Genomic DNA, 20,846 nt, shown 5'->3' on the forward strand with positions numbered 1-20,846 from the left:
TATTAGATTTTCAGATCGATATTATTCCTGAACCTAACAACAAAAACGCTGACCAACACGCTCAAAGCAGCGATGGCCCAACCGATCAACCGTCCACGCGCCTCACTGCTTGTGCTCTCCCATTTTGTAGGGTTAGCGCGCATACTATTCTTCCATAGAAAGTCGGCGACCCCCACGAACCGCATACGTCCATTGATATCATAGCTCCCGTCGAAATCTCCGAGAGCATCGTAGGTGTCGTTAATCGTCTCTGCTGTTTCATTCACCGCGGCGCTTGATATCCCGCTGCCAATGGCAACCATTTCAGCATGCATTGCAGGCGTTTGGCTCAACGCTTGAGGCTCTAATCCCTTTAGGGTGATCCAACCGCTTTCACCGTCGGCCTTTAAATCTTGAGTGGGCACAACGTAAAAGCCGCTGTCAGCCCGAGTCTTCACTTTGATCAAGATGCCGAGCAAGCTTCCGATTGCATCCATATCGACGGATCGTCGGGAAAAAGCAATTGGAGCGCCGATCTGCCTACACACCACAGGTTCCTTCCCATCCATCAGTCCGGCCTTTGTCTTGAGCTGGATTGCGGTCTCTCTTCCATCCACATTCACGTGGAGTGTTGTAGGCTTGTTGCGGACTGCTTCATCATTAACTGTAAACGCCGACGCGGTTACGTAATAGCTGACTTCGCTGTCGGACGTCTTAAACCCCAGCATAGCCTTGCCGTATATGAACTGTTGAAGCTCGATCTTCTTGCTGGCGTCGTTTTTAGAAGTCGAAAACGTCGATATGCGTTGGTGGGTGACGCTTAGGTCGCCAGATGACCCATTCGGCCTATCTATAGTCAGGTCGGTGATGCCGCCATCGATCCAAAAATCCAAAGTTCGAACGTTTGGGAGGCTGTATGCTGCTCTTTGGCCGGCTGCCTTGGCGCCGGCTATGTCCCAGCAGCCCCCGACCAGTGTAATTTCCGCATCGAACTTCGCGGGTGTGCCGAGCGCTGACCATTGCACCTTTGTGGGTCCCTGGGGGCTCGCCCAGTTAATCTCCCCACCTGCCGAGACATTAGGCGCGAACGAAAATGGCAGCCGAGAAACAATTTGCCCGTCAAACTGCTTTTTGGGCTGTGGGTCAGTCGGTTCTGCGATGATCGTTCCGTTGGATGGGTGGCCCAATGAGATATCGAAGCGGACCGGTAGCGGCCTGTAAAAGAAATCAAAAACATAGAACGCGGCTGTGGATGCCAAGATGCCCAAGATGATGGCGGCAAACCCGGAAAGTAAGCGCCCAACGAAGCGAGACCCTTCCCAGAATGCTTGGCGAACGTATTCGCAGGCGATCAGAATGATCGCCAACACAAAGGCAAGCGCGTTGCCGCCCAGGAGGTCTGCAACTATGTTTTGGAAGAAAGCGGCAAACGATCTCGGTCCAAAGACGGTGAGAATAATGGTATCCACCATCGCCATCGTGGCGAAGCTTGTCAATGCTACCGTATGAACAACTCTTCTAAATGATCGCGCGTGAAAGGATATGGCCACAATTACCGTAGCCTCAAGCCAGAACTGAACATTGATGGCTTTGAAAAGCCAGTCCTACAGCCCTGGCCACTTGATGATATCGGTTTGATAAGCCGACTCATAGATGGAAGGAGTATCGCTGTTTAGAATTGCGATCAGATACTCTTGAAAATCTGGACCCACCGAAAGCAGAAGGCTTACCGCGACGATCAGGCCAAACGCCGTCCAAGCAGTTCCTTCACTCAACTGATTCCGATACCACCTCTTCCCAAGAGTTGTTATCCAGTGTGGGAAGCTCAAATAATTCACCCGCGCATTGTGCGTCTGACGTGCCGGGACGCTCGGAAAATGCGAGGCGAGTGTCAAGGTCTAGGCTTGGCCGTGAATCGGCATTCCACTGGTTTCGACAGCTTGGCGAAGAATCACCAAGCTACGACACCAACAGTGTCTCTCGGTTATTACTTTCGCTGCCTCATCTCGGCGTCGGCGAAACGTCGAGCCAGCCGCAGCGCTGGCACTCGACCTCGGTGTGATTGCCGCGAATTTCCCAGAAGCACCACGCCGCCGCATTTCTGACGCCTCGCAGAATTGTTGACTGAACTGCCCACGCTGCCTACCTGCATCACATGAGCAGAAGACAGAGGTTATATAGCGTGAATCTGCCGAACATTATTTGCGAAAACGCGCTTGCCCGGAGCCTGTTCGAGCGCTGCGCGGAGTCGCTACCGAAATTCCACAATCCGTTCATCGGCGCGCTCTATGACTGGCAGACGTTGCTTACAGGTGTATTGTCGGCACGTATCTATTGTGGATTCAAATCCAGCGTCAAAGACGCCAGTCGCGATTTGAGAGCGAATGGATCGCACTCGAACGCGAACGTGAGAACCTGGCCCCCGCATCGGGCTTCCACACGCTCTCGCAGAGCTCAGCAGATATTGGGCTGCCTCGTTCGAGTCCTCGCGCAGCCTGGTCGCAGCGTCGCGTGCTTCCGCAGTCTCTGGAGAATCATTTGGAGTCGCCTGTATTTTCCTGGTCGTATATCCCTAGTCAGCGCGACCGGCGAAGTTCGGCCAAGCGATCGGCCAAATCGACCGACCGATCGCAAATTTGTACATACTATCAATGCGCTAAGCATAGCGAATATCGGCCATCATCGGCATCGGCATCGGCATTGGCGTCGTCGATCAACCGTCTCGGTGAAGCTGAGGTAGCGGCTAACATCGGCCAAATGATCGGCCAGTTATGGGCGCTCAGCTAAAATTTCTGTTGACATATACGTACTTAGCGCGATCTAACATCGGCCAATTATGGAAGAGACCGTACAGCGCATCGAGCCGGCGCGCCTGGAAGACGTTGCGGAGCCTATCTCCGACGCGCTGGCTGAGCTGTCAGCAAGCTCGGCGGTTCTCGGCGCCAAGCTGCATCCGCGCACGGCCGCGAACCTGGCGGATCTCGTGCGCATCATGAACACCTATTACAGCAACCTGATCGAGGGCCACAACACGCGCCCCCGCGACATCGAACGCGCCCTCGCCGGCGAATTCGACAAAGACCAGGAACGACGCAACCTGCAGGTGGAAGCCGCGGCCCATGTCCGACTGCAGGGGGAAATCGATCGCCTGGCAGCGGAGGGTCAGCTCCCAGAACCGGCTTCGCTTGATTTTTTGCGCTGGCTGCATGCGGAATTCTACCGTGACGCCGATGAGGCGATGTTGCGCATTCGCGGCGCAGACAGAGAATTCTTGATGGTTCCGGGTCGGTGGCGATCACAGCCTGAACATGATGTCACTGTCGGCCGCCACCAGCCGCCGTCAAGCGATCGCGTCGAAGCGTTCATGGAGCATTTCGCTAGCCGGTACCGCTTCCAACGTACGGGCAAAGCGGCTAGGATATTGGCGATTCCGGCCGCGCATCATCGGTTCAATTACATTCATCCCTTCCCAGACGGCAATGGACGCGTCAGCCGCTTGATGAGTCACGCCATGGCCCATGAGGCAGGAATCGCCGCGCACGGGCTGTGGTCGATTTCCCGAGGCCTGGCGCGGGGTCTGGAAAGCCGCGGCGACTATAAACGCATGATGGATCACGCCGACATGCCACGCCAAGGCGATCGCGACGGCCGCGGTAATCTTTCTATGCGGGCGCTGGCGGATTTTACCTTATGGTTTCTACGGGTATGTATCGACCAGGTCAGTTTCATGTCGAGCCTGTTCGATTTGAACCAACTAGCCCGGCGCCTGCAGCGGTTCGTTCAACGCTACGACCTGAAGCCCGAAGCTTTCCGGCTGCTCGAGGAGGCGCTTCTGCGCGGCGAGTTCGATCGCGGTGAGGCCTCACGTATCGCTGGCTTGCCGGAACGTACGGCCCGCCGCGTGTTTACCGAGGTGCTCGAGCTTGGCCTGCTTGCGTCCGATACCCCGAAAGGACCGGTATCGCTACGCTTCCCGGTCGACACGTTGGACGAACTGTTTCCTAAGCTATTTCCGGAAACTTAGCGTCGCATAACTGCGCCTACTGTTTCCCCGCCCCGGCGAGTTGCGAGCCGCCGAATGGGAAGAGTTCGACTTCAAAGGCTCGGTGTGGACCATCCCGGAAGCAAGGCATGAAAATGCGGCGGCCGCACCGCGTTGCACTTTCGAGGCAGGCCATCACCGATCTCAGAGACATTTCCGGCGGCGAGGCGCTGCTGTTTCCAAGTGTGCGATCGGGTTCTCGTCCGATTTCCGACAATACACTTAACGCCGCCCTGCGTCGCATGGGTTACAGCAAGAAAAAGCAGCGGCTCACGGTTTCCGAGCAACGGCATCAACTCTGTTGAATGAATGCGGCAAGTGGCATCCAGACGCAAGAGAGACAGCTGACCCATATTGAAAAGAACGACGTTCGGCGCACTTACGCCAGGGCAGAGCACTGGGAAAAGCGCGTCAGTATGATGCAGTGGTGGGCCGATTATCTGGACGAAATTGGGTGCACGAAACCTGCAGTTGAACCCAAACAAGTGTAACTGCAACCCCGTGTCCGCACCTATCGTGAACATGAACATCAGCTTTATGACATTGGCCGCGTCTATGTTGGGGCGGAACCGGCGACGCAGTCCTTCGAGGGACAGGGGCTTTTCACAAATCTACGTCAAGCGACTTAACTGGTTGTGGAGCTTCAATCGTTATTCCGAGTCGGCTGACGGCCGGCGTCAGCACAGCGTCAGGAACAGCGGTCTGGCTCAGCGTTCCGGCTTGTCGTCCCGGAGGATGCGCTCAGCGGCTCCGTCAAGATCCTCATATTGGCCACTCTTCAACGCCCACAGAAAGCCAGTCAGCCCCAGTGCGCCAAGAAATAGGGCGACTGGCATGAGGTAGACGAGTATCGTCATGATGACCGCGCTGATGGGTGAATGCCGGAATGCGTTGCCGAAGAAGCCCTCGTCAGCTCGGCGAGCCTAAAGCCCTGCAGCCGCAGCCCGTTTCCGATCACCAGCAGCGATGAGGCGGACATCGCGACCGCGGCGATCAACGGCGTGACGTTGCCGAAGATGGCGATCGGCACGGCAACAGCATTGTAGATGATCGCGATGGCTATGTTCTGGCGGATCAGCCGCCCTGCCTTCCGCGAGACGTCCAGCGCAAGGGGTACGGCCGAAAGGCTTTCACGCAGGAACACGAAATCGGCCGCGTTGCGGCCAATATCGGCGGCGGTCGCGGGAGCGATCGAGACGTGCGCCGCGCCCAGCGCTGGCGTGTCGTTGAGCCCGTCGCCCACCATCAGGACCTTGTGGCCGGCCTTGGTCAGCACTTCGATCCGCTCAGCCTTCTCGGACGGCAGCAGCGCCGAAACAAAACGGTCGATGCCCAATATTCTTGCGACATCGCCACAAGCGTCCGGGGTATCGCCCGACAGCATTTCGACCGACACGCCGGCATCCTTCAATTGTCCGACCGCCGCCTTGGCGTCGGCGCGCCTAGCGTCCTCGAACTTGAAGGAGGCGACGATCCTCCCATTCTTCGAAAGCACCGTCCCGCCATAGCCGCCATACTTGCCTTCGCCACCGGTCCGGGCTTTCCATCCGGCCCAGCCGCGCCGGCCAAGACGCCAGGTGCTGTCCGCGGTCGTGGCTTCGATGCCGAGACCCGGGTGCTCGCTGACGGCTTCCAGCTTCGGCTGGCCGGCAAAACCCGCGAATGCGGCGATGGCCTTCGAGAACGGGTGACGGGAGTGCGCGGCCATGTCGGCTGCCATCGCCAGCATCGCCGGATCGATGGACGACGCGTTGACCAGCCTGGGCTGGCCGAGCGTGAGAGTGCCGGTCTTGTCGAACACCGCGATGTCGATCGCTGCCAGGCGCTCAATGGCCGATCCGTCCTTGACCATGACGCCGGCTTCGAACAAGCGGCGCGCCGCGACCACTTGCACGATCGGCACGGCCAGACCGAGCGCGCATGGGCATGTGATGATGAGAACGGCGATCGCGATCGTCACTGCCCGGTGCCAGTCGCCGGTTACCGCCATCCAGCCAAGGAACGTCACGAAGGCGGTGAGATGGACCACCGGCGCGTAGAGCGCCGAGACACGGTCGGCGATCCGCCGATAGTGCGCACGACCACCTTCGGCGGCTTCCATCAGCCGGACCATTTCCGCCAGGAAGGAGTCCTTTGCCGCAGCGGTCGCTTCGATGGTCAGCGGGCCGGTAAGGTTGAGCGTGCCGGCCTGAACCTGTTGCCCGGACGTCATGGTTTTTGGTGTGCTCTCGCCAGAAACCAGCGAGCAGTCGAGATCCGACGCGCCCCGAATGATCCGGCCGTCGACAGGGACCCTTTCGCCTGCGGCGACCAGAAGGTGCATGCCCGGTTCGATCTCGCCAACCGGCAGGTAGTCGCGCGCGCCATCGCCGCGCAGCACCATGGCGCCACGTGCGGCCAACTGGGACAGGCCTTTCACGGCGGTCCGTGCCCGTTCGCGCATGACGTGATCCAGGGTGCGGCCGATCAACAGGAAAAGCAGCAGGGATACGGACGCGTCGAAATAGGCGTGATCGCCATGATTGATCGTCTCGTAGAGGCTCATGGCATAAGCGAGCGACACCCCAACCGCGATCGGCACGTCCATGTTCATGCGGCCGTGGCGCAGTGCATTCCAGGCCGAGCGGAAGAAGATGCCGCCGGCAAAGACGAGCGCCGGGATGGCGATCAATGCAGAGACCCAGTGAAACAGGTCGCGGGTAGCACCTTCGGCGCCGGACCAGACCGAGACCGAAAGCAGCATGATGTTGCCGGCGGCGAACCCGGCGACCGCGACCGCGCGGATCAGCTCGGCAAGCGTCTTGTCTTTTTCATCGATCTCGGCGGCGAACAGATGCGCCTCGTAGCCCAGTCGTCTCAGCGCAGCGACGAAGGGCGGCACCTCGTCGCCTCGCCACCGGATCGCGACGCGCTTGGTCGACAAGTTGACACGCGCGTCTTCGACATTGTCGAGCTTTGCCAGCGCCGTCTCGATCGCCTGGATGCAGGCTGCGCAATGAACCGTCGGTACTGAAAGGTCGGTCTGGCGAAGACCATCGCCAACCAAGCGGCTCGCCAACCTGATCTCCTGGCCAGATGGCAGGACCGATGTGGTACCGGTCAGATCCATTGCCTGTTCCGCACCGGGTGCACAGCAGCTCATTGCAGCGCTCCTTGCGAAATCATGATCCTGCGGACGTCGCGATAGGGTTGCGCCAGGCCGGCATCGGCGTCGACTTCGACGATCCAGACGCCGTCCTTCGGCATGTGCCGCGCCGCGAATTCCTCGCCGGAGGCGAGGGCGAGCGTAACGGACTTGTCCTCTTTCTCGTATGCGGGATGGCGAAACAGCACCTTGACGCCATGCAAGGGGACCGGCTTGCCGGTGGTATCGCTCAAGCTGTAGCGGACCTCACCCCGAGCGATCGTCAGTTTGCCGGTCCAGCCGAGTGCCGCCTGCGCGCGCCCTTCCTCGGCCTTTTTGTTGAATTGCTGGCTGGCCACATAGGTGTTCTCGACGACAAGGCCGGTCCAGCTCGTGCTGGCGAGTGTCGCCATCGTGAGATTGACCGCGATGATCACGCCGAAAAAGCCGAGAATGGTGAGCAGCATGTGCCTGCCGGTGAACTCACGCGTCTTTTGCGTATTGGTGCTCATCTGGCGATCTCCGGTGCGTTGAAGGTGGCGGTGTATTCGTCCGATTCGAAGCTCGCTCTGTCCTCGACGCGGAACTTGAAGGTTTGTGCAGCGTGCCGAACCTCACCCGCTGGCTGGCGCACGAAGACCTTCAGCATGTTCAGCCGGTCGGCTTCGACCGCGACGGCGAAGAAGCGAGCTGCCGGCAGATCACTGCCGACGACGCTCATTTCGGCTCCCTGCAAGCCCTGCATCGTGACGACGATCGTCCTTGGCTCGGGGATCATGTTAAGCAGCTTGACGGTGTAACCGTTGCGGATCGAGCCGTCGGACAGGGTCACGAATTGCGGATTGCGGTCGTGCAGGACGTTGATCTCGAGTCGGTCGCGCGTCAGCAGCGAATAGATCAAGGCAAGCCCGACCGCCGTCCACGCGCCCATGTAGAAGAAGGTCCTCGGTCGGAAGATCTTGCGAATATGGAAATGCGCCAACCTGGCGGAGAATGTGCTGTCGGCCGTTCTGACGAGTGAAGGGTTCACGGGACCGGAGCCGCCTGCGGTCGCCACCGCCATGTTGGCGTTGTAGTCGGACAGCGTCGCATAGGAGATCAGCCCGCGCTCCTTGCCGAGCTTGTTCATGACGCCGTCGCAGGCATCAAGGCACAGCGCGCAAGTGATGCATTCGAGTTGCTGGCCGTCGCGAATGTCGATCCCCATCGGGCAGACTGCGACACAGGCATTGCAGTCGACGCAGTCACCGACCGGCTGCCCCGCAGCCTGGACCTTCTTGGCGTGCCGCGAACGAGGTTCGCCCCGCCAGTCATTGTAGGTCACAGTGAGCGAATTCTCGTCGAGCATGGCAGCCTGGATGCGCGGCCACGGGCACATGTAGGTGCAGACTTGCTCGCGTATCAGCCCGCCGAACGTGTAGGTGGTCGCCGTCAGCACCGCGATGGTGACGTAGGCGACCGAAGCGGCGGTGCCGTTGAATACGTCGCCGATCAGCGTCGGCGCATCGGCGAAATAGAGGATCCAGGCGCCGCCGGTAGCTGCCGCTATGACCAGCCAGATGGCGTGTTTCGACACACGCAGCACCAATTTGCGCGCGGTCCAGCGGCCGGCGTCGAGCTTCATGCGAGCGTTGCGATCGCCTTCGATCGCCCGCTCGACAACTAGGAAAAGATCGACCCATACCGTCTGCGGGCAGGTATAGCCGCACCAGGCGCGGCCGACGGTGGACGTGATCAGGAAGAGGCCGATGCCGGCCATCATCAGAAGGCCGGCGACATAGTAGAATTCCTGCGGCCATATCTCGATGAAGAAGACGTAGAAACGGCGGTTGGCAAGATCGATCAGCACGGCCTGATCAGGAGCAAACGGACCTCGATCCCAGCGCAACCAGGGCATCAGATAATAGATGCCCAGCGTGATCGCCATCACCAGCCATTTGAAGCGGCGAAAGCTGCCCGAGGCGCGTTTAGGGAAGATTTTCTTGCGCGGAGCATAGAGCGGCTGTCGTGTCTTGGCGGAGTTGACCGCTTTTGCCTCGAGCCGCTCCATCTGCGTTTTATCCAGCACGTGCATCTCCACTCGCGCGCGGCCTATGACATCGTTGTGCGACGGACTTGTCTGCTTCGACAGACGTCCGGTCTGCAGTGAGCCCGCTTCGCCGTGTGGGCCGCGCCGCCTTGCTGCAGGTCAATCGCCGCATGCCGGGGCCCGACTCGTGCCGGGCCCCGTCGCTTGGCGGGGAGGGCCGAGAATAGGCTTCCGTTCCTATTCTCCGCCGCCAAGCGAATGGACATAAACCGCAAGTTCCTTAACCTTGGTCTCGCCGAGACGCCCGATCCAGGCCGGCATGACACCGTGCTTCGGCGCGCGGACTTGGACGGCGATGGCTGTCTCGCCGGGTGCGTAGAGCCAGATCGCATCGGTCAGATTGGGCGCGCCGAGCTCTTTGTTGCCTTTCGCATTATCGCCATGACAGGCGACGCAGTTTTCCGCGAATACCTTGGCGCCGGGCTCGATAAGACTTGCATCCTGGACCTTGCCCGAGAGGCTGGCGACATAGGCGCCGACCTGTGCGATCTGTTCGGGCGTGATGATGTCACCGAAGGGGGGCATTTCCGACTGCCGAGTATCCGGGTCGGATGCGAAACGGATGCCGTGCGCGATCGTTTGCTGGATCTGCTCGGTCGTGCCGCCCCATAGCCAGTCATCGTCGTTCAGGTTTGGAAAGCCCTTCGACCCTTGGGCGCCCGAGCCGTGGCATTGCACGCAATTGACCTTGAAGGTAGCTCCACCGGCCGCTACCGCGAATTCACGCAGCGCGTCGTCGGCTGCAATCTCGGATACGGTCTTCTGCTGGATGGCCGCGACATATTTGCCCTTGGCGGCTTCGGCAGCCGCCAGCTCAATCTTGACAGCGTTGCGGCTGGAATAGCCAAGCACACCCTTGGTCGCGGAAGACAGCATCGGCCAAGCCGGATACGCAATTGTATAAGCCACCGCCCAAGCGACGGTGATGTAGAAGGTTATCACCCACCATCGGGGCAATGGGTTGTTGAGTTCCCTTATCCCGTCCCATTCATGACCGGTCGTTGAGATGCCCGAGACTTCATCGATATGCTCGCTGCTCATGATCAGTCGTCCTTGAGTGGAATCTGGGCGGCTTGATCGGCCTGTGTTTTGCCGCCGGGACGCAAGGCAAAGGCAATGCAGCCGACGAAGAAGAGCGCCATGGCAAGCAGACCCCAGCTGTCCGCGAATTCCCGCATCAAATTATAGCTCATTGCGTCCCCCCTCAGCGGTAGCCGGCTGCATCGTCATAGGTCTTGAAATCGACCAGTGTTCCCAGCATTTGCAGATAGGCGACGAGGGCATCCATCTCGGTCACCTGCTGCGGATTGCCGTCCAGATCACCGACTTTGGCTTTCGGATAGCGTTTCTCGACGCCGGAGGCATCGGCATTCGGGTCGGCCTGGGCCATCAGATCGGCATTGGCGTGCGCGATCATGTCATCGGAGTACGGGACGCCAACACGCGCGTTCGCAACCAGATGCGTCGAGAAGTCCTTCACCTCGATCGGAGCGTCCTTAAGGAACGCATAGCTCGGCATGATCGATTCCGGCACCACGGAACGTGGATCGGAAAGATGTGCGACGTGCCATGCGTTCGAATAGCGGTCACCGACCCGGGCGAGATCGGGACCGGTGCGCTTCGATCCCCATTGGAAGGGATGATCGTACATCGACTCGGCGGCCAGGCTGTAGTGGCCGTAGCGCTCGACCTCGTCCCGGAAAGGCCTGATCATCTGGCTGTGGCAGAGGTAGCAGCCCTCGCGCACATAGATGTTGCGTCCGGCGAGTTCCAGTGGCGAGTAGGGCCGCATGCCTTCGACTTTCTCGATCGTGTTGTCGAGATAGAAGAGCGGCGCAATCTCGACGATGCCGCCGACGGTCACGACAAGAAGAGAGCCAACGAGAAGAAGCGTGGCGTTCTTCTCGATGATCGCGTGTTTGTCCATCAAGCCCATTGTCTGGCTCCCTATTCGGCAGGCCGGAGGGCGGGCTCGGAACCTGGCATTGGTTGCTCTTCGCGCTGGTGGCCAAGAATGGTCATGGTCACGTTCCAGGCCATGAGCAGGGCGCCGGTGAGGTACATCGCACCGCCGATGGCGCGCATGACGTAGAAGGGATGCATGGCGGCGACGGTTTCGGCGAAGGAGTAGACGAGGAAACCCTGCTCGTCGTATTCGCGCCACATCAAGCCCTGCATGATGCCGGAAACCCACATCACCGCGGCGTAGACGACGATTCCGAGCGTCGCCAGCCAGAAGTGCCAGGTGACGAGCCGCAGCGAATAGAGACGTTCACGGTTCCACAGTTTCGGCACCATGTAGTAGATTGCGCCGAACGAGATCATGCCAACCCAGCCGAGCGCGCCGGAATGGACATGACCGATGGTCCAGTCCGTGTAGTGCGACAGCGAATTGACCGTCTTGATCGACATAATCGGACCTTCGAAGGTCGACATGCCGTAGAAGGCGACTGCCATCACCATCATGCGGATGATCGGATCGGTGCGCAGCTTGTCCCAGGCGCCAGACAGCGTCATCAGGCCATTGATCATACCGCCCCATGACGGCATCCACAGCATGATCGAGAACGCCATGCCGAGCGTCTGCGCCCAGTCGGGTAAGGCGGTGTAATGCAGGTGGTGCGGGCCGGCCCAGATGTAGAGAAAGATGATCGCCCAGAAGTGGACGATCGACAGGCGGTAGGAATAGACCGGCCGGTTCGCCTGCTTGGGCACGAAATAATACATCATGCCGAGGAACCCGGCGGTGAGGAAGAAGCCGACCGCGTTGTGGCCATACCACCATTGCGTCAAGGCGTCCTGGACGCCGGAGAAGGCGGAGTAGCTCTTCGAGCCCAGGAACGACGCCGGCATCGACAGATTGTTGACCACATGCAGCATCGCGATTGTCACGATGAAGGACAGGTAGAACCAGTTGGCGACGTAGATATGCGGTTCCTTGCGCTTCAGGATCGTGCCGAGGAACAGGATGAGATAGGCGACCCAGACGATGGTCAGCCAGAGATCCACATACCATTCGGGTTCGGCGTATTCGCGGGCTTCGGTGATGCCGAGCAGGTAGCCGGTCGCGGCCATGACAATGAACAGCTGGTAACCCCAGAACACAAACCAGGCCAGTTTGCCGCCAAACAGCCGGGCGTGGCACGTGCGCTGCACGACATAGAGAGACGTGCAAAGCAAAGCGTTGCCGCCGAAGGCGAAGACGACGCCGGATGTGTGCAGCGGCCGCAGCCGGCCGAAATTGAACCAGGGTTGGATGTTGAGGTGAGGGTATGCCAGCTGCAGGGCAATGATCACACCGACGAGCATGCCGACGACGCCCCAGAATACCGTTGCAATGGCTCCGTAGCGGATCGGGCCATCCATGTAGGCGGAGGTGTCGATCGGAGCCGCCGGCTTGAAATCTGTGTTGCGCAGCAGGATCGCGGTAAAGCCAGCCACGGCGACGAACAAAACCCCCATATGCTGGCGAAAAGGTCCTTCTACGCCGAAGCCGGCAGCCACCAGGGCCGCAAAAGCAAACAGGCTTAGAACGACGATCTCCGTGCCGAATTTCATGACATGTCCCCGACCAGGATTCCAATGCGCGGACGCCAAATCCGCGGTGCATTAATTCCGTAGTTGCCGCCTGCTCGCCCTGATCCATGTCAGAGCCGCACGATTTTGCTTCGGGCAGCATCGAGTTCGGTGCAATCAGAAGGTGGCGATTTGAACAAGGAAACGCAGCACGGGCCAACCCGCTCATGGACAAGTGCGGCTTTCTCGCGCCAGGCCGGGACAGAGGCGATTCCGGGCGAGGTCATGAAGCTTGCCCATCGGGAAAAGCTGGAGCTCTGCTTCTCGCTGGAAAGCATTGCCGATGCACTGCCGAACGTCGACCGCCTCAAATGTCTTGGAACGGCCAAGAAGATCGTTCCGCTGCTCCGTGACATTCATGGGTTTGAGGAGAGGGTGATTTTCCCTGCGTATGAGGCGCACTTGACCCCGGCCGAGGCCAAACTTGCCTCTACCAGCCGGTTGCGCATCGAGCACCTTGAGGATCAATGCTTCGCTGGCGAGGTGGCCGAAACGCTCCTAGCGATCGGTCATGGTGATCCGATAGAGAGCGCGGAAGCTGTCGGATTCATGCTACGCGGCTTCTTCGAAGGCTTGCGGCGACACATCGCTTTCGAACGCGAGCATGTCCTGCCGCGGATCGTAATAAGCGACGAAGGCCCCGACGCTTAGGTCTCATTCAAAGGCCGGTTGCCGCGCGCCTCGGCCGCCGCAGCGCTGCTCCAGCCGGCTCATGCTGTCGACCGTTACATGGCGTTTGTTCTCGATCCGGATCACGCCGTCAGCCCGCAATCGCGTAAGCTGGCGGCTCACGGTCTCGTTCGTCAGTCCAAGGAAATCAGAGATGTCGGCACGTGTCAGCGGCAGATCGAAGCATGCCGACCCAGCCGCCGGGTCGATACTGGAATCCATATTCCGGGCGATCATGAGGAGAAAGCTCGCCACCTTCTCCGGCGCGGTCTTGCGCCCGAGAGTCACCATCCATTCAAGTGCCTCGTCGAGTTCGTCCAGCGTCTGCTTGAGCAGGCGATGCTTGAGTCCCGGTGATTCCTTCATTATCCGTTCAACGGCCGCCTTCGGAAACGAGCACAGCGAGACGGAGGTTGCTGCTTCCACATTGATCGTGCTTTTCACCTTGAAGGGCCGTCCCAGAAAATCCGGTGCGAACCGAAGACCGACAATCTGCTGGCGGCCGTCCGAAAGGCACTTCGTCAGCTTCACAACGCCTGAAAGCAAGTTTGAATAGCTGTCGACGGCCTCGGCGTCGGCGATCAGTTCGACCCCCGGCTCGAGCTTGTGCCGCGACGAAGTTTTGGCGAGCCCAACCAAATGGTTTGGATCGAGCGCAGCGCAGACGCCGCGAAGTCGTGCTGCGCAAGACAGGCAAAGAACGGGAATGCCGGAACTGTGAATGTCTTGCCGTACTGTCATTACGCTCGCGCTACCGATCCCAAGTTTCGACAGGATAGCAAGCGATGGCAGAGAAATCCTTGCGGCAGTTTGTCCGTGCTGGAGGCTGACCGAAATCAGGGCATTGGCTCTTCGACGCGTCCAGACTACCGGCGAGGCAAAAACGGCGGACCACCAAATGAGACCGGAATTAGCTGCCAGGCTTGGCGAGAACGTCCCGCGTTATACCAGTTACCCGACCGCGCCGCATTTCCATCCTGGCGTCGACGCTGATGTCTATCGAAGCTGGGTGAAGGCGCTCGAAAGCGGTGACGAGGTCTCGCTCTACCTGCACATCCCTTATTGCGACCGGCTGTGCTGGTTCTGTGCGTGCCATACAAAGCAGACCCGCCGCTACGAGCCGGTGGCTTCGTATCTCCGCTCGCTTCACGCGGAGATCGCGACTGTCGCCGGTCTTGTCGGCGGCAAGGCCCATGTCCGCGCCGTGCATTTCGGCGGCGGCTCGCCGACCATGCTGAAGCCCGAGGATATGATAGCCTTGGGAACTGTCCTGCGGGATAGCTTCGATTTTCTTGCCGATGCGAAGATCAGCGTCGAAATCGAACCCAACGACATGGACGAAGCCCGCCTTGATACACTTGCCGAGATCGGCATGGCGCGGGCGAGCCTCGGCGTTCAGGATTTCGATCCGAAGGTGCAGAAGGCGATCAACCGCGAGCAGAGCTTTTTGCAGACCAAGGCGGTTGTCGACGGCATTCGCTCTCGCGGCGTAGGGTCCGTGAACCTCGATTTGCTTTACGGCCTGCCGCATCAGACCAGGGAGAGCGTCTGTTCCACCGTGGCGCAGGCGCTGACTCTGGAGCCGGACCGGATGGCGCTGTTCGGCTACGCGCATGTGCCCTGGTTCAAGAAGCATCAGACTATGATCGACGAGGCATGGTTGCCGGGTCCGGCCGAACGGTTCGCTCAGTGGCAAATTGCCGCCCGTCTGATCATGGGCGCCGGATACGAGGCGATTGGAATAGACCATTTCGCCAAGCCGGATGATGCGCTTGCAGTCTCGGCTCGCGCGGGAACGATCCGCCGCAATTTCCAGGGCTACACCGAGGATCGCTGCGAAACACTGATCGGGCTCGGGCCGTCATCGATCAGCCGGTTTCGACAGGGCTATTCGCAGAACATGCCGTCGACAGCCGAATATGGACGCATGGTCGAGGGGGGACATCTGGCCACGGTCCGCGGCATCGCGTTTTCCGAAGATGACCGTGTTCGCGGCTGGATCATCGAGCGCTTGATGTGCGATTTCGGCTTTTCAGCAGCCGATCTGGTGGAACGCTTCGGGGAAGCCGGACAAAAGCTTCTTTTCCAAGCAAGCTCCATCGCCATTGGCGACCCTGCTCGACCGCTTGAACTCCAAGGTGACAGTTACGTCGTATCGGCGGAAAGTCGTCCCTTTGTAAGGAGCATTGCAGCGAAGTTCGACAAATATTTCGAAAGTGGAACGGCCAGGCACTCAGTGGCAGTCTGAGTGCCACAGACGAACGTCACCGTCTTCAGTCGATCGCGAACCTCCTCAAAATCGCCGAAACCAGCAGCTAACAATTCGATAGTGCATATGGCGCCACTTTACGATGCTGTGACGACGCGGGTATTTACCAAAGGGGGTCGCATGGCAGAGGGCTGGGACCCGCCGGAACCCTGCAGGCAGGGCTCCACTTCGTATCCGCCCAAGCAGGTTGGATTGTTCGGCCCAGTCTTTCACTGAATGTCGGCGACGCACCCCATTGCGGCTTCCGCTACTCAGCGCTGCGGCTCTTGAATGCCCCTTTGAGATGAGCTCATTCTGAGTAACAACCGCACGGCGTTCCCACGTGTCTGAAACCATGCATCAGTGCGGCTCGCACGCCCTGCGCCTGTTCGCGGTTTCCGGGCCGCCCAGGCACTTACTTGACCTCCAGCTGCTCGAAGTTCGCGCATAGGCCTTACATGACGGATCGGTAGGCCGCGACCGCCGGGAAATTAGGCACCCGGGCGGCTGCGCCAATTGACCAACTTTATGCTTCGATTACTCGGAATCTGAACCTGACACGCGTCGCGATTTCTCTGACATGCCGGCGGGCAAGCTTTCCTTTCTGGCCTTGGCAAACGCTCTGTCACCTTCCAGAAACCCTGCCAGCATGAAAGGTATGAGTTCCGCTACCGTTTCAGACTCGCCATAGGTCTGGCGGTAAAGCGCCGCATAGTCCTTGAGTGCTTGGTTCAGGTCCGCGCTAACGGTGATGGTCATCTTCGAAGGTGTCCGGTCTGGAAGCTTTCCAAGTTTCAGATCTGCCATGATTACTCCTGTTCAAGTCGGGTATGGGCGCAGCACAAGATCCTTGTGTACAATCACGCGTAGGGGCCAACCGGGTCGGACGATAATGGTGGGTTGAATATTCAGGTTCTTTTCGGTGATGCGCTGGCCGGCTTGACTGATGTTTTGCTGAGTGGATTCCCGGATCGCCTTAACTAGGTCGCTTTCGTTTTCCCCAAAGCTCAACTCGGTACCAACGCCCAGTAGCGTCGCTAGAGCAACTCCCTTGATCAGCTGCCAGGTGTGAAAATCGACCTTGTCCTCAAGCCCGGCATAGCCGGCAGTATCCGTCGCTGGCAGATTGTCGATTTCGATCGAGGAACCGTCGGGCAGGATTATTCGCTGCCAGACCAGCAATGCGCGCCTCTGCCCAAAAGCCACGACGCTGTCATAAGTGCCGATGAGGCGTGAGCCTTGCGGAATGAGCACAATGCTGCCGGTGACTGTGTCGTGCACATTCTCGGTGACCTGCGCGACGACAAGGCCAGGCAAGTCGGAATTTATGCCGGTGACGAGACTGGCCGCGATCACGCTGCCGGCCATCAGTTGGTAGGGCGAGGCCGGCGTCTGCAGCGCTTGCGGATTGTAGATCCCGCTTGTGTTTCGCTGACTGACAAAATCGAGCTTGCGCTGTTGGTTGTTCTGGTCACCCTCGGCTGGGGCAACGGAAGCTGACACGCGCGTCGCTCCGGATTGCGGAAGCGCCTCAGACGGCTGCTGCGCACTCGGCCCGCCGCCGGCGACATCTGTCTGTCTGGGTCGATTGTCGATCCGGAACAAGACTTGCGACTCGCGCGCCTCAATTGCTTGCTGGGCAAGGCGCTGCTCCTCGGCGGAGACATCCTGCCCTGGCGCGATGCCGAGCTGACGTTGGCGTTCAAGGATGGGGCGACCGAGGTCGCCGGGCAGTGGCGGTCCGAGCACAGGGGCCTTCGGCATGATCCCGGCATAGTCCTTGGGAAGCGCTTCTAGTCCCTCGGCGGGTGGCTTGCGCTCGGTGTTATAGCGGTCCTCTGCCTGGTGCTTGATACGCCGTGCCGGTCCTTGAAGCGCCATCATCGTGACGCCCAGAATGGCACCGGATCCGACTGCAGCGATGGCGACGATCACACCGCGCCTGAATCGGACAGCGCGGCGGGGCGAGGCTCGCAATTGCAGCTGCTCGGGATCGAGTTTCGGCGGCGCATCGGATCGGGAAGTATCGGTCATGAGCGCTCCCCTCACCTGCTGGGCCGCGCAAAGAGCGGAATCCGCCGCGGCGGTTGCCGGCCGTCAGTCCTGGTGATGCGCACCACCTGCTGCTGCTTGCTGCCTAGACGCAGTTCTGCAGCGCCAAAGAGGCGATCGACGATGTAGTAGTTGCCGCGCATGCGATAATTGACGAGCTGGCTGTCCCCATCGGCACCGACGATGAAGAGAGGAGGCGCTTCGCCCTGATCAATGCGACGGGGGAATTCGATATAGACCTTGCTGCCATCGTCGAAAGCGCGCGTCGGCCTCCAGGGTGGTGTGTCGCCGGTGATTGAATACCGAAAGCGGATATTCTCGAGCGCCACATTCGACGCTACCGGCATGGCAGCCTCGGCTTGGGCGTTGCGCTGGCGTAGCGCGATGATCTGGTCCTCGCTATAGGTCCAGGAGATCGCCGCCATTGAGGTCTTCTCGGTGCTTTGAAGCTGCAAATGGTAGGTGCGTCGTTCCGTGGTGATCACCAGATTTGTGTTAAGTCCCGGCGCGAAGGGTTTTACCAGCACATGGGTGCGCTGATTGTCACCGGTGCCGCTGACGGTATCGCCGATCACCCAACGCACCGTGTCGCCGGCCGACACGGCTGTTAGCTTCTCGCCCGGCTGGAGTGCGATATCGGTAACGCGCTCCGGCGCGGCATAGAGCTGATAGAGTGCGCCATCGGCGAATGGATAGACCTGAACCGCATTCACGTACCCATACCTGGTGGGTTGCTGCGTCGCTGCTTTATTGGCATCGGAGACCCGTTCTTCAGGAGAGCGCTTGTCATCGGCCACCCTGCCCGGATCGGGCTGTAGCTGACCTGGCAACGGCAGCGGCTTTGGCACTTCGACTATCTTGACCGGCTTCTCCGGCGGCTTCTCGATTGCGGCTGGTTTGAAATCGGCAGCATCATAGGAAATCTCAGGCGGCGGTACCGGCTTCGACGCGCAGGCGGAGAGGACTGCTGTAGAGGCCGACAGGATCAGCGCGGCACGGACCGACGACATTCTATTCTTCATTGGTGGACTCCTTTTGGGGAAACGGACGTCGGCGCAGCACTGTCGAGCTCGCGCGACCAGTCGATCGCATTGATGAAGACGCCGAGCGGGTTGTTGCGCAGTTGGTCAGTATTGCTTGGCGGGCGGATCACGATGGTGAGGATCGCGGTCCAGCGCGTCGTGCTGGCAAGGCTGCCGCGCTCAAAAACCTGCTCGGCCCATTTGACCTGGAACGAGCTGTCGGAAGCCCTGACCACGCTGGTCACTTGCACCGACACGCTGCGTGTGCCGATCTGGCCGAAAGGATCGTTCGCCTTGGCGTACTCGTTGAGAAAGAGCGCCGCGCGGTCCGTGGCGAAGTCATAGGCCGAAAGCCAGTTCTGCCGCACCAGCACCGGATCGGTGGAAACGGAACGGACATTCTGAATGAAGCGGCCGAGATGCCACGCGATCTGGGCATCGGAGGGCTCGTAGTCCCGGACTGCCGGCGCAACGGCGCGTGCCTCGCCGAAGCCGTCGACCTCGACGACGTAAGGCACGACGCGGCTCTGCATCGACTGCCACACGAGTCCGGCGGAAAGTCCGGCCGCCAAGGTCAGACAGCCAAGAGCCATGAACCGCCAGTTGCGGGCCTGCACTCGAGATGAGCCGATGCGCTCGTCCCAGAGCTGCGCGGCCTTCTGATACGGCGTGACCGGCTCGGGCGTCTTGCCGTAACGTTGAATGGGTCGCTTGAATAGCATTTAGTCGTCCTTGTCGTTGAGAGAGGGATTGGCGCTGCCTCCCGGCCTGTCGCCTTCACGGACGGCCTGCATGGCGGCGTGACGCTGGGCACGGGCTGTCTGTTCGGAACGCAGGCGCCTGGCCCAGCCGGGCGCGGCATCAGTGACCGGACCAGTAGGGCTTCCGGTCATGGATGCGGTCGGCGCACCACCGGTCGCGGTCCAGGCAGCTTCGCGCCCTGCATCAACGCTGCGCCCGAAGCCTCCTGCGGCAGATCGTGCCGCCCGCATTGCGGCGCCGCCGGCGGCGCTGGTCACACCATGCATTCCAGCAGCTACACCGGGCAGGCCGGACTCGGGCGATGTTGCGCGCCCCATCTGCCAGGCCGTAGAAGCCGCTGACCCCATGGTCGTGCCGGCACGGAGTGCGGTGAGACCGCTGCCGGTTGCCATGCGCGCGCCGGCAAATGCTGCGCCTGCGGCAACGAGCGATGCACCGGCTGCGGCTGCCGTGGTTCCAAGTGCGGCGCCCGCGCCAAGCTGCGGCGCGCCCGAGACAAGACCGGAGGCTATCCCAGGTCCGAAAATGCCGAGACCAAGGAGCGCCAAGGCGCCCAGGACCTGTGACATGGCGGCGGCCAGATCCGGCTCTTTGCCTTGCAGCGCGGAAGCGAACTCGCCAAAGAGCGTGGAGCCGATGCCGATGATGACGGCCAACACCATCACCTTGATGCCCGACGAGATGACATTGCCGAGCACGCGCTCGGCGAGAAACGCTGACCGGTTCCAAAGCGCGAAGGGCACGAGAATGAATCCGGCCAGAGTGGTGAGTTTGAATTCGAGGATGGTGATGAAGAGTTGGATGGAGAGGATGAAGAAGGCGATGATGACCAGGAACCAGGCCACGAGCAGCACGAAGATGGTGAGCGCGTTGCCGAAGATTTCTGGGAAGCCCAGAAGCTGGCTTGCCTGATCGAGAAGCGGCCAGGCGCCCTCGAAACCGGTTGCGGCAATGCGGCCTGGATGCAGGAGATTGTCGGCGGAGAGGTTGCCGGATGACGCATTGATGCCGAGACCGGCAAAAGACCGATAAATGATGTCGGCGAGGTTCTTGAAATTATTCAGGATGAAGGCAAAGACGCCGACATAGAGCACTTTGCGGATGAGCCGGCCGAATATGTTGGGTTCGCCGCCGAATGCCCAGGCGAGGCCGGCAAGTGTGACGTCGATGCCGATCAGGGTCGTGGTAAGGAAGGCGACATCGCCCGAGAGCAGACCGAACCCGCTATCGATGTAGCGGATGAAGGTCTCCATGAAGCGATCAATGACCCCAAGGTCGTTCAT

The 20,846-nt window shown here is 60.1% G+C and carries 19 protein-coding genes; 4 read left to right on the forward strand and 15 right to left on the reverse strand.

The genetic code is table 11. The features are described from left to right. Nucleotides 1-2: 2 nt before the first annotated feature. Nucleotides 3-1,475 (reverse strand): hypothetical protein, encoded by a 1,473-nt coding sequence (locus HGP13_RS33125; protein ID WP_172234025.1) that lies wholly within the window; start codon nt 1,473-1,475, stop codon nt 3-5. Nucleotides 1,476-2,815: 1,340 nt separating this feature from the next. Here HGP13_RS33125 and HGP13_RS33130 point away from each other — a divergent pair. Together HGP13_RS33130 and HGP13_RS37640 are read left to right on the forward strand one after the other, a co-directional pair. Next, nucleotides 2,816-4,003 (forward strand): Fic family protein, encoded by a 1,188-nt coding sequence (locus HGP13_RS33130; protein ID WP_006329252.1) that lies wholly within the window; start codon nt 2,816-2,818, stop codon nt 4,001-4,003. 107 nt (nt 4,004-4,110) lie between these two features. Continuing rightward, nucleotides 4,111-4,326 carry a hypothetical protein gene (locus HGP13_RS37640; protein ID WP_209444685.1) on the forward strand — a complete coding sequence of 72 codons (216 nt, stop codon included), beginning with the start codon at nt 4,111-4,113 and terminating at the stop codon, nt 4,324-4,326. A 402-nt stretch (nt 4,327-4,728) separates the two neighbouring features. Here the strand turns inward: HGP13_RS37640 and ccoS are convergent, their stop codons facing one another. The 8 genes from ccoS to ccoN form a co-directional block, all read right to left on the reverse strand. After that, a complete protein-coding gene (ccoS, locus tag HGP13_RS33140; protein ID WP_006329249.1) occupies nt 4,729-4,878 on the reverse strand; it encodes a cbb3-type cytochrome oxidase assembly protein CcoS in 150 nt (49 codons plus the stop codon). After that, nucleotides 4,875-7,163: a heavy metal translocating P-type ATPase gene (locus tag HGP13_RS33145; protein ID WP_172234027.1), complete on the reverse strand. Its 2,289-nt coding sequence runs from the start codon at nt 7,161-7,163 to the stop codon at nt 4,875-4,877. The genes ccoS and HGP13_RS33145 overlap by 4 nt, the downstream gene beginning before the upstream one ends. Then, nucleotides 7,160-7,657: a FixH family protein gene (locus tag HGP13_RS33150; protein WP_069091264.1), complete on the reverse strand. Its 498-nt coding sequence runs from the start codon at nt 7,655-7,657 to the stop codon at nt 7,160-7,162. Before HGP13_RS33150 ends, HGP13_RS33145 begins: the two co-directional genes overlap by 4 nt. After that, nucleotides 7,654-9,213, reverse strand: coding sequence for a cytochrome c oxidase accessory protein CcoG (gene ccoG, locus HGP13_RS33155; RefSeq protein ID WP_172234029.1), 1,560 nt, complete (start codon nt 9,211-9,213; stop codon nt 7,654-7,656). The genes HGP13_RS33150 and ccoG overlap by 4 nt, the downstream gene beginning before the upstream one ends. A gap of 198 nt (nt 9,214-9,411) precedes the next feature. Then, the gene (gene ccoP / locus HGP13_RS33160; protein WP_019856557.1) at nt 9,412-10,275 is read right to left on the reverse strand and encodes a cytochrome-c oxidase, cbb3-type subunit III; all 864 of its coding nucleotides are present in this window, start codon (nt 10,273-10,275) and stop codon (nt 9,412-9,414) included. A 2-nt stretch (nt 10,276-10,277) separates the two neighbouring features. Further along, nucleotides 10,278-10,427 carry a CcoQ/FixQ family Cbb3-type cytochrome c oxidase assembly chaperone gene (locus HGP13_RS33165; RefSeq protein WP_027033462.1) on the reverse strand — a complete coding sequence of 50 codons (150 nt, stop codon included), beginning with the start codon at nt 10,425-10,427 and terminating at the stop codon, nt 10,278-10,280. Between the two features lie 11 nt (nt 10,428-10,438). Then, nucleotides 10,439-11,170: a cytochrome-c oxidase, cbb3-type subunit II gene (ccoO, locus tag HGP13_RS33170; protein WP_027056289.1), complete on the reverse strand. Its 732-nt coding sequence runs from the start codon at nt 11,168-11,170 to the stop codon at nt 10,439-10,441. Between the two features lie 11 nt (nt 11,171-11,181). Continuing rightward, nucleotides 11,182-12,792, reverse strand: a complete 1,611-nt coding sequence (gene ccoN, locus HGP13_RS33175; protein ID WP_172234031.1) for a cytochrome-c oxidase, cbb3-type subunit I — start codon at nt 12,790-12,792, stop codon at nt 11,182-11,184. Between the two features lie 150 nt (nt 12,793-12,942). Here ccoN and HGP13_RS33180 point away from each other — a divergent pair, with 150 nt between their 5' ends. Further along, a complete protein-coding gene (locus HGP13_RS33180) occupies nt 12,943-13,461 on the forward strand; it encodes a hemerythrin domain-containing protein (protein WP_006329234.1) in 519 nt (172 codons plus the stop codon). Between the two features lie 3 nt (nt 13,462-13,464). On the opposite strand, the gene HGP13_RS33185 is transcribed toward HGP13_RS33180, so the two are convergent. Next, a complete protein-coding gene (locus HGP13_RS33185) occupies nt 13,465-14,220 on the reverse strand; it encodes a Crp/Fnr family transcriptional regulator (protein ID WP_172234033.1) in 756 nt (251 codons plus the stop codon). A 157-nt stretch (nt 14,221-14,377) separates the two neighbouring features. Between HGP13_RS33185 and hemN the strand changes: the two genes are divergently transcribed. Further along, entirely contained in the window at nt 14,378-15,727 is a 1,350-nt protein-coding gene (gene hemN, locus HGP13_RS33190; protein ID WP_172234035.1) for an oxygen-independent coproporphyrinogen III oxidase, read from the forward strand. 537 nt (nt 15,728-16,264) lie between these two features. Here the strand turns inward: hemN and HGP13_RS33195 are convergent. The 5 genes from HGP13_RS33195 to trbL are packed head-to-tail and all read right to left on the reverse strand — an operon-like array spanning nt 16,265 to nt 20,846. Beyond that, nucleotides 16,265-16,534 (reverse strand): DUF2274 domain-containing protein, encoded by a 270-nt coding sequence (locus HGP13_RS33195; RefSeq protein WP_010914026.1) that lies wholly within the window; start codon nt 16,532-16,534, stop codon nt 16,265-16,267. Between the two features lie 12 nt (nt 16,535-16,546). Beyond that, nucleotides 16,547-17,761, reverse strand: a complete 1,215-nt coding sequence (locus tag HGP13_RS33200) for a TrbI/VirB10 family protein (protein WP_172234037.1) — start codon at nt 17,759-17,761, stop codon at nt 16,547-16,549. 11 nt (nt 17,762-17,772) lie between these two features. Next, the gene (gene trbG / locus HGP13_RS33205) at nt 17,773-18,801 is read right to left on the reverse strand and encodes a P-type conjugative transfer protein TrbG (protein WP_172234039.1); all 1,029 of its coding nucleotides are present in this window, start codon (nt 18,799-18,801) and stop codon (nt 17,773-17,775) included. Further along, entirely contained in the window at nt 18,798-19,523 is a 726-nt protein-coding gene (gene trbF / locus HGP13_RS33210; protein ID WP_172234041.1) for a conjugal transfer protein TrbF, read from the reverse strand. Before trbF ends, trbG begins: the two co-directional genes overlap by 4 nt. Beyond that, nucleotides 19,524-20,846: a P-type conjugative transfer protein TrbL gene (gene trbL, locus HGP13_RS33215; protein ID WP_172234043.1), complete on the reverse strand. Its 1,323-nt coding sequence runs from the start codon at nt 20,844-20,846 to the stop codon at nt 19,524-19,526.

This window comes from Mesorhizobium sp. NZP2077, assembly GCF_013170805.1.
Lineage (GTDB): Bacteria > Pseudomonadota > Alphaproteobacteria > Rhizobiales > Rhizobiaceae > Mesorhizobium.

Coding starts and splice junctions, on each gene's coding strand:
- HGP13_RS33130 (WP_006329252.1), top strand. CDS start 2,816: ATGGAAGAGACCGTACAGCGCATCGAGCCGGCGCGCCTGGAAGACGTT.
- HGP13_RS37640 (WP_209444685.1), top strand. CDS start 4,111: ATGAAAATGCGGCGGCCGCACCGCGTTGCACTTTCGAGGCAGGCCATC.
- ccoS (WP_006329249.1), bottom strand. CDS start 4,878: ATGACGATACTCGTCTACCTCATGCCAGTCGCCCTATTTCTTGGCGCA.
- HGP13_RS33145 (WP_172234027.1), bottom strand. CDS start 7,163: ATGAGCTGCTGTGCACCCGGTGCGGAACAGGCAATGGATCTGACCGGT.
- HGP13_RS33150 (WP_069091264.1), bottom strand. CDS start 7,657: ATGAGCACCAATACGCAAAAGACGCGTGAGTTCACCGGCAGGCACATG.
- ccoP (WP_019856557.1), bottom strand. CDS start 10,275: ATGAGCAGCGAGCATATCGATGAAGTCTCGGGCATCTCAACGACCGGT.
- HGP13_RS33165 (WP_027033462.1), bottom strand. CDS start 10,427: ATGAGCTATAATTTGATGCGGGAATTCGCGGACAGCTGGGGTCTGCTT.
- ccoO (WP_027056289.1), bottom strand. CDS start 11,170: ATGGGCTTGATGGACAAACACGCGATCATCGAGAAGAACGCCACGCTT.
- ccoN (WP_172234031.1), bottom strand. CDS start 12,792: ATGAAATTCGGCACGGAGATCGTCGTTCTAAGCCTGTTTGCTTTTGCG.
- HGP13_RS33185 (WP_172234033.1), bottom strand. CDS start 14,220: ATGACAGTACGGCAAGACATTCACAGTTCCGGCATTCCCGTTCTTTGC.
- hemN (WP_172234035.1), top strand. CDS start 14,378: ATGAGACCGGAATTAGCTGCCAGGCTTGGCGAGAACGTCCCGCGTTAT.
- HGP13_RS33195 (WP_010914026.1), bottom strand. CDS start 16,534: ATGGCAGATCTGAAACTTGGAAAGCTTCCAGACCGGACACCTTCGAAG.
- HGP13_RS33200 (WP_172234037.1), bottom strand. CDS start 17,761: ATGACCGATACTTCCCGATCCGATGCGCCGCCGAAACTCGATCCCGAG.
- trbG (WP_172234039.1), bottom strand. CDS start 18,801: ATGAAGAATAGAATGTCGTCGGTCCGTGCCGCGCTGATCCTGTCGGCC.
- trbF (WP_172234041.1), bottom strand. CDS start 19,523: ATGCTATTCAAGCGACCCATTCAACGTTACGGCAAGACGCCCGAGCCG.
- trbL (WP_172234043.1), bottom strand. CDS start 20,846: ATGAACGACCTTGGGGTCATTGATCGCTTCATGGAGACCTTCATCCGC.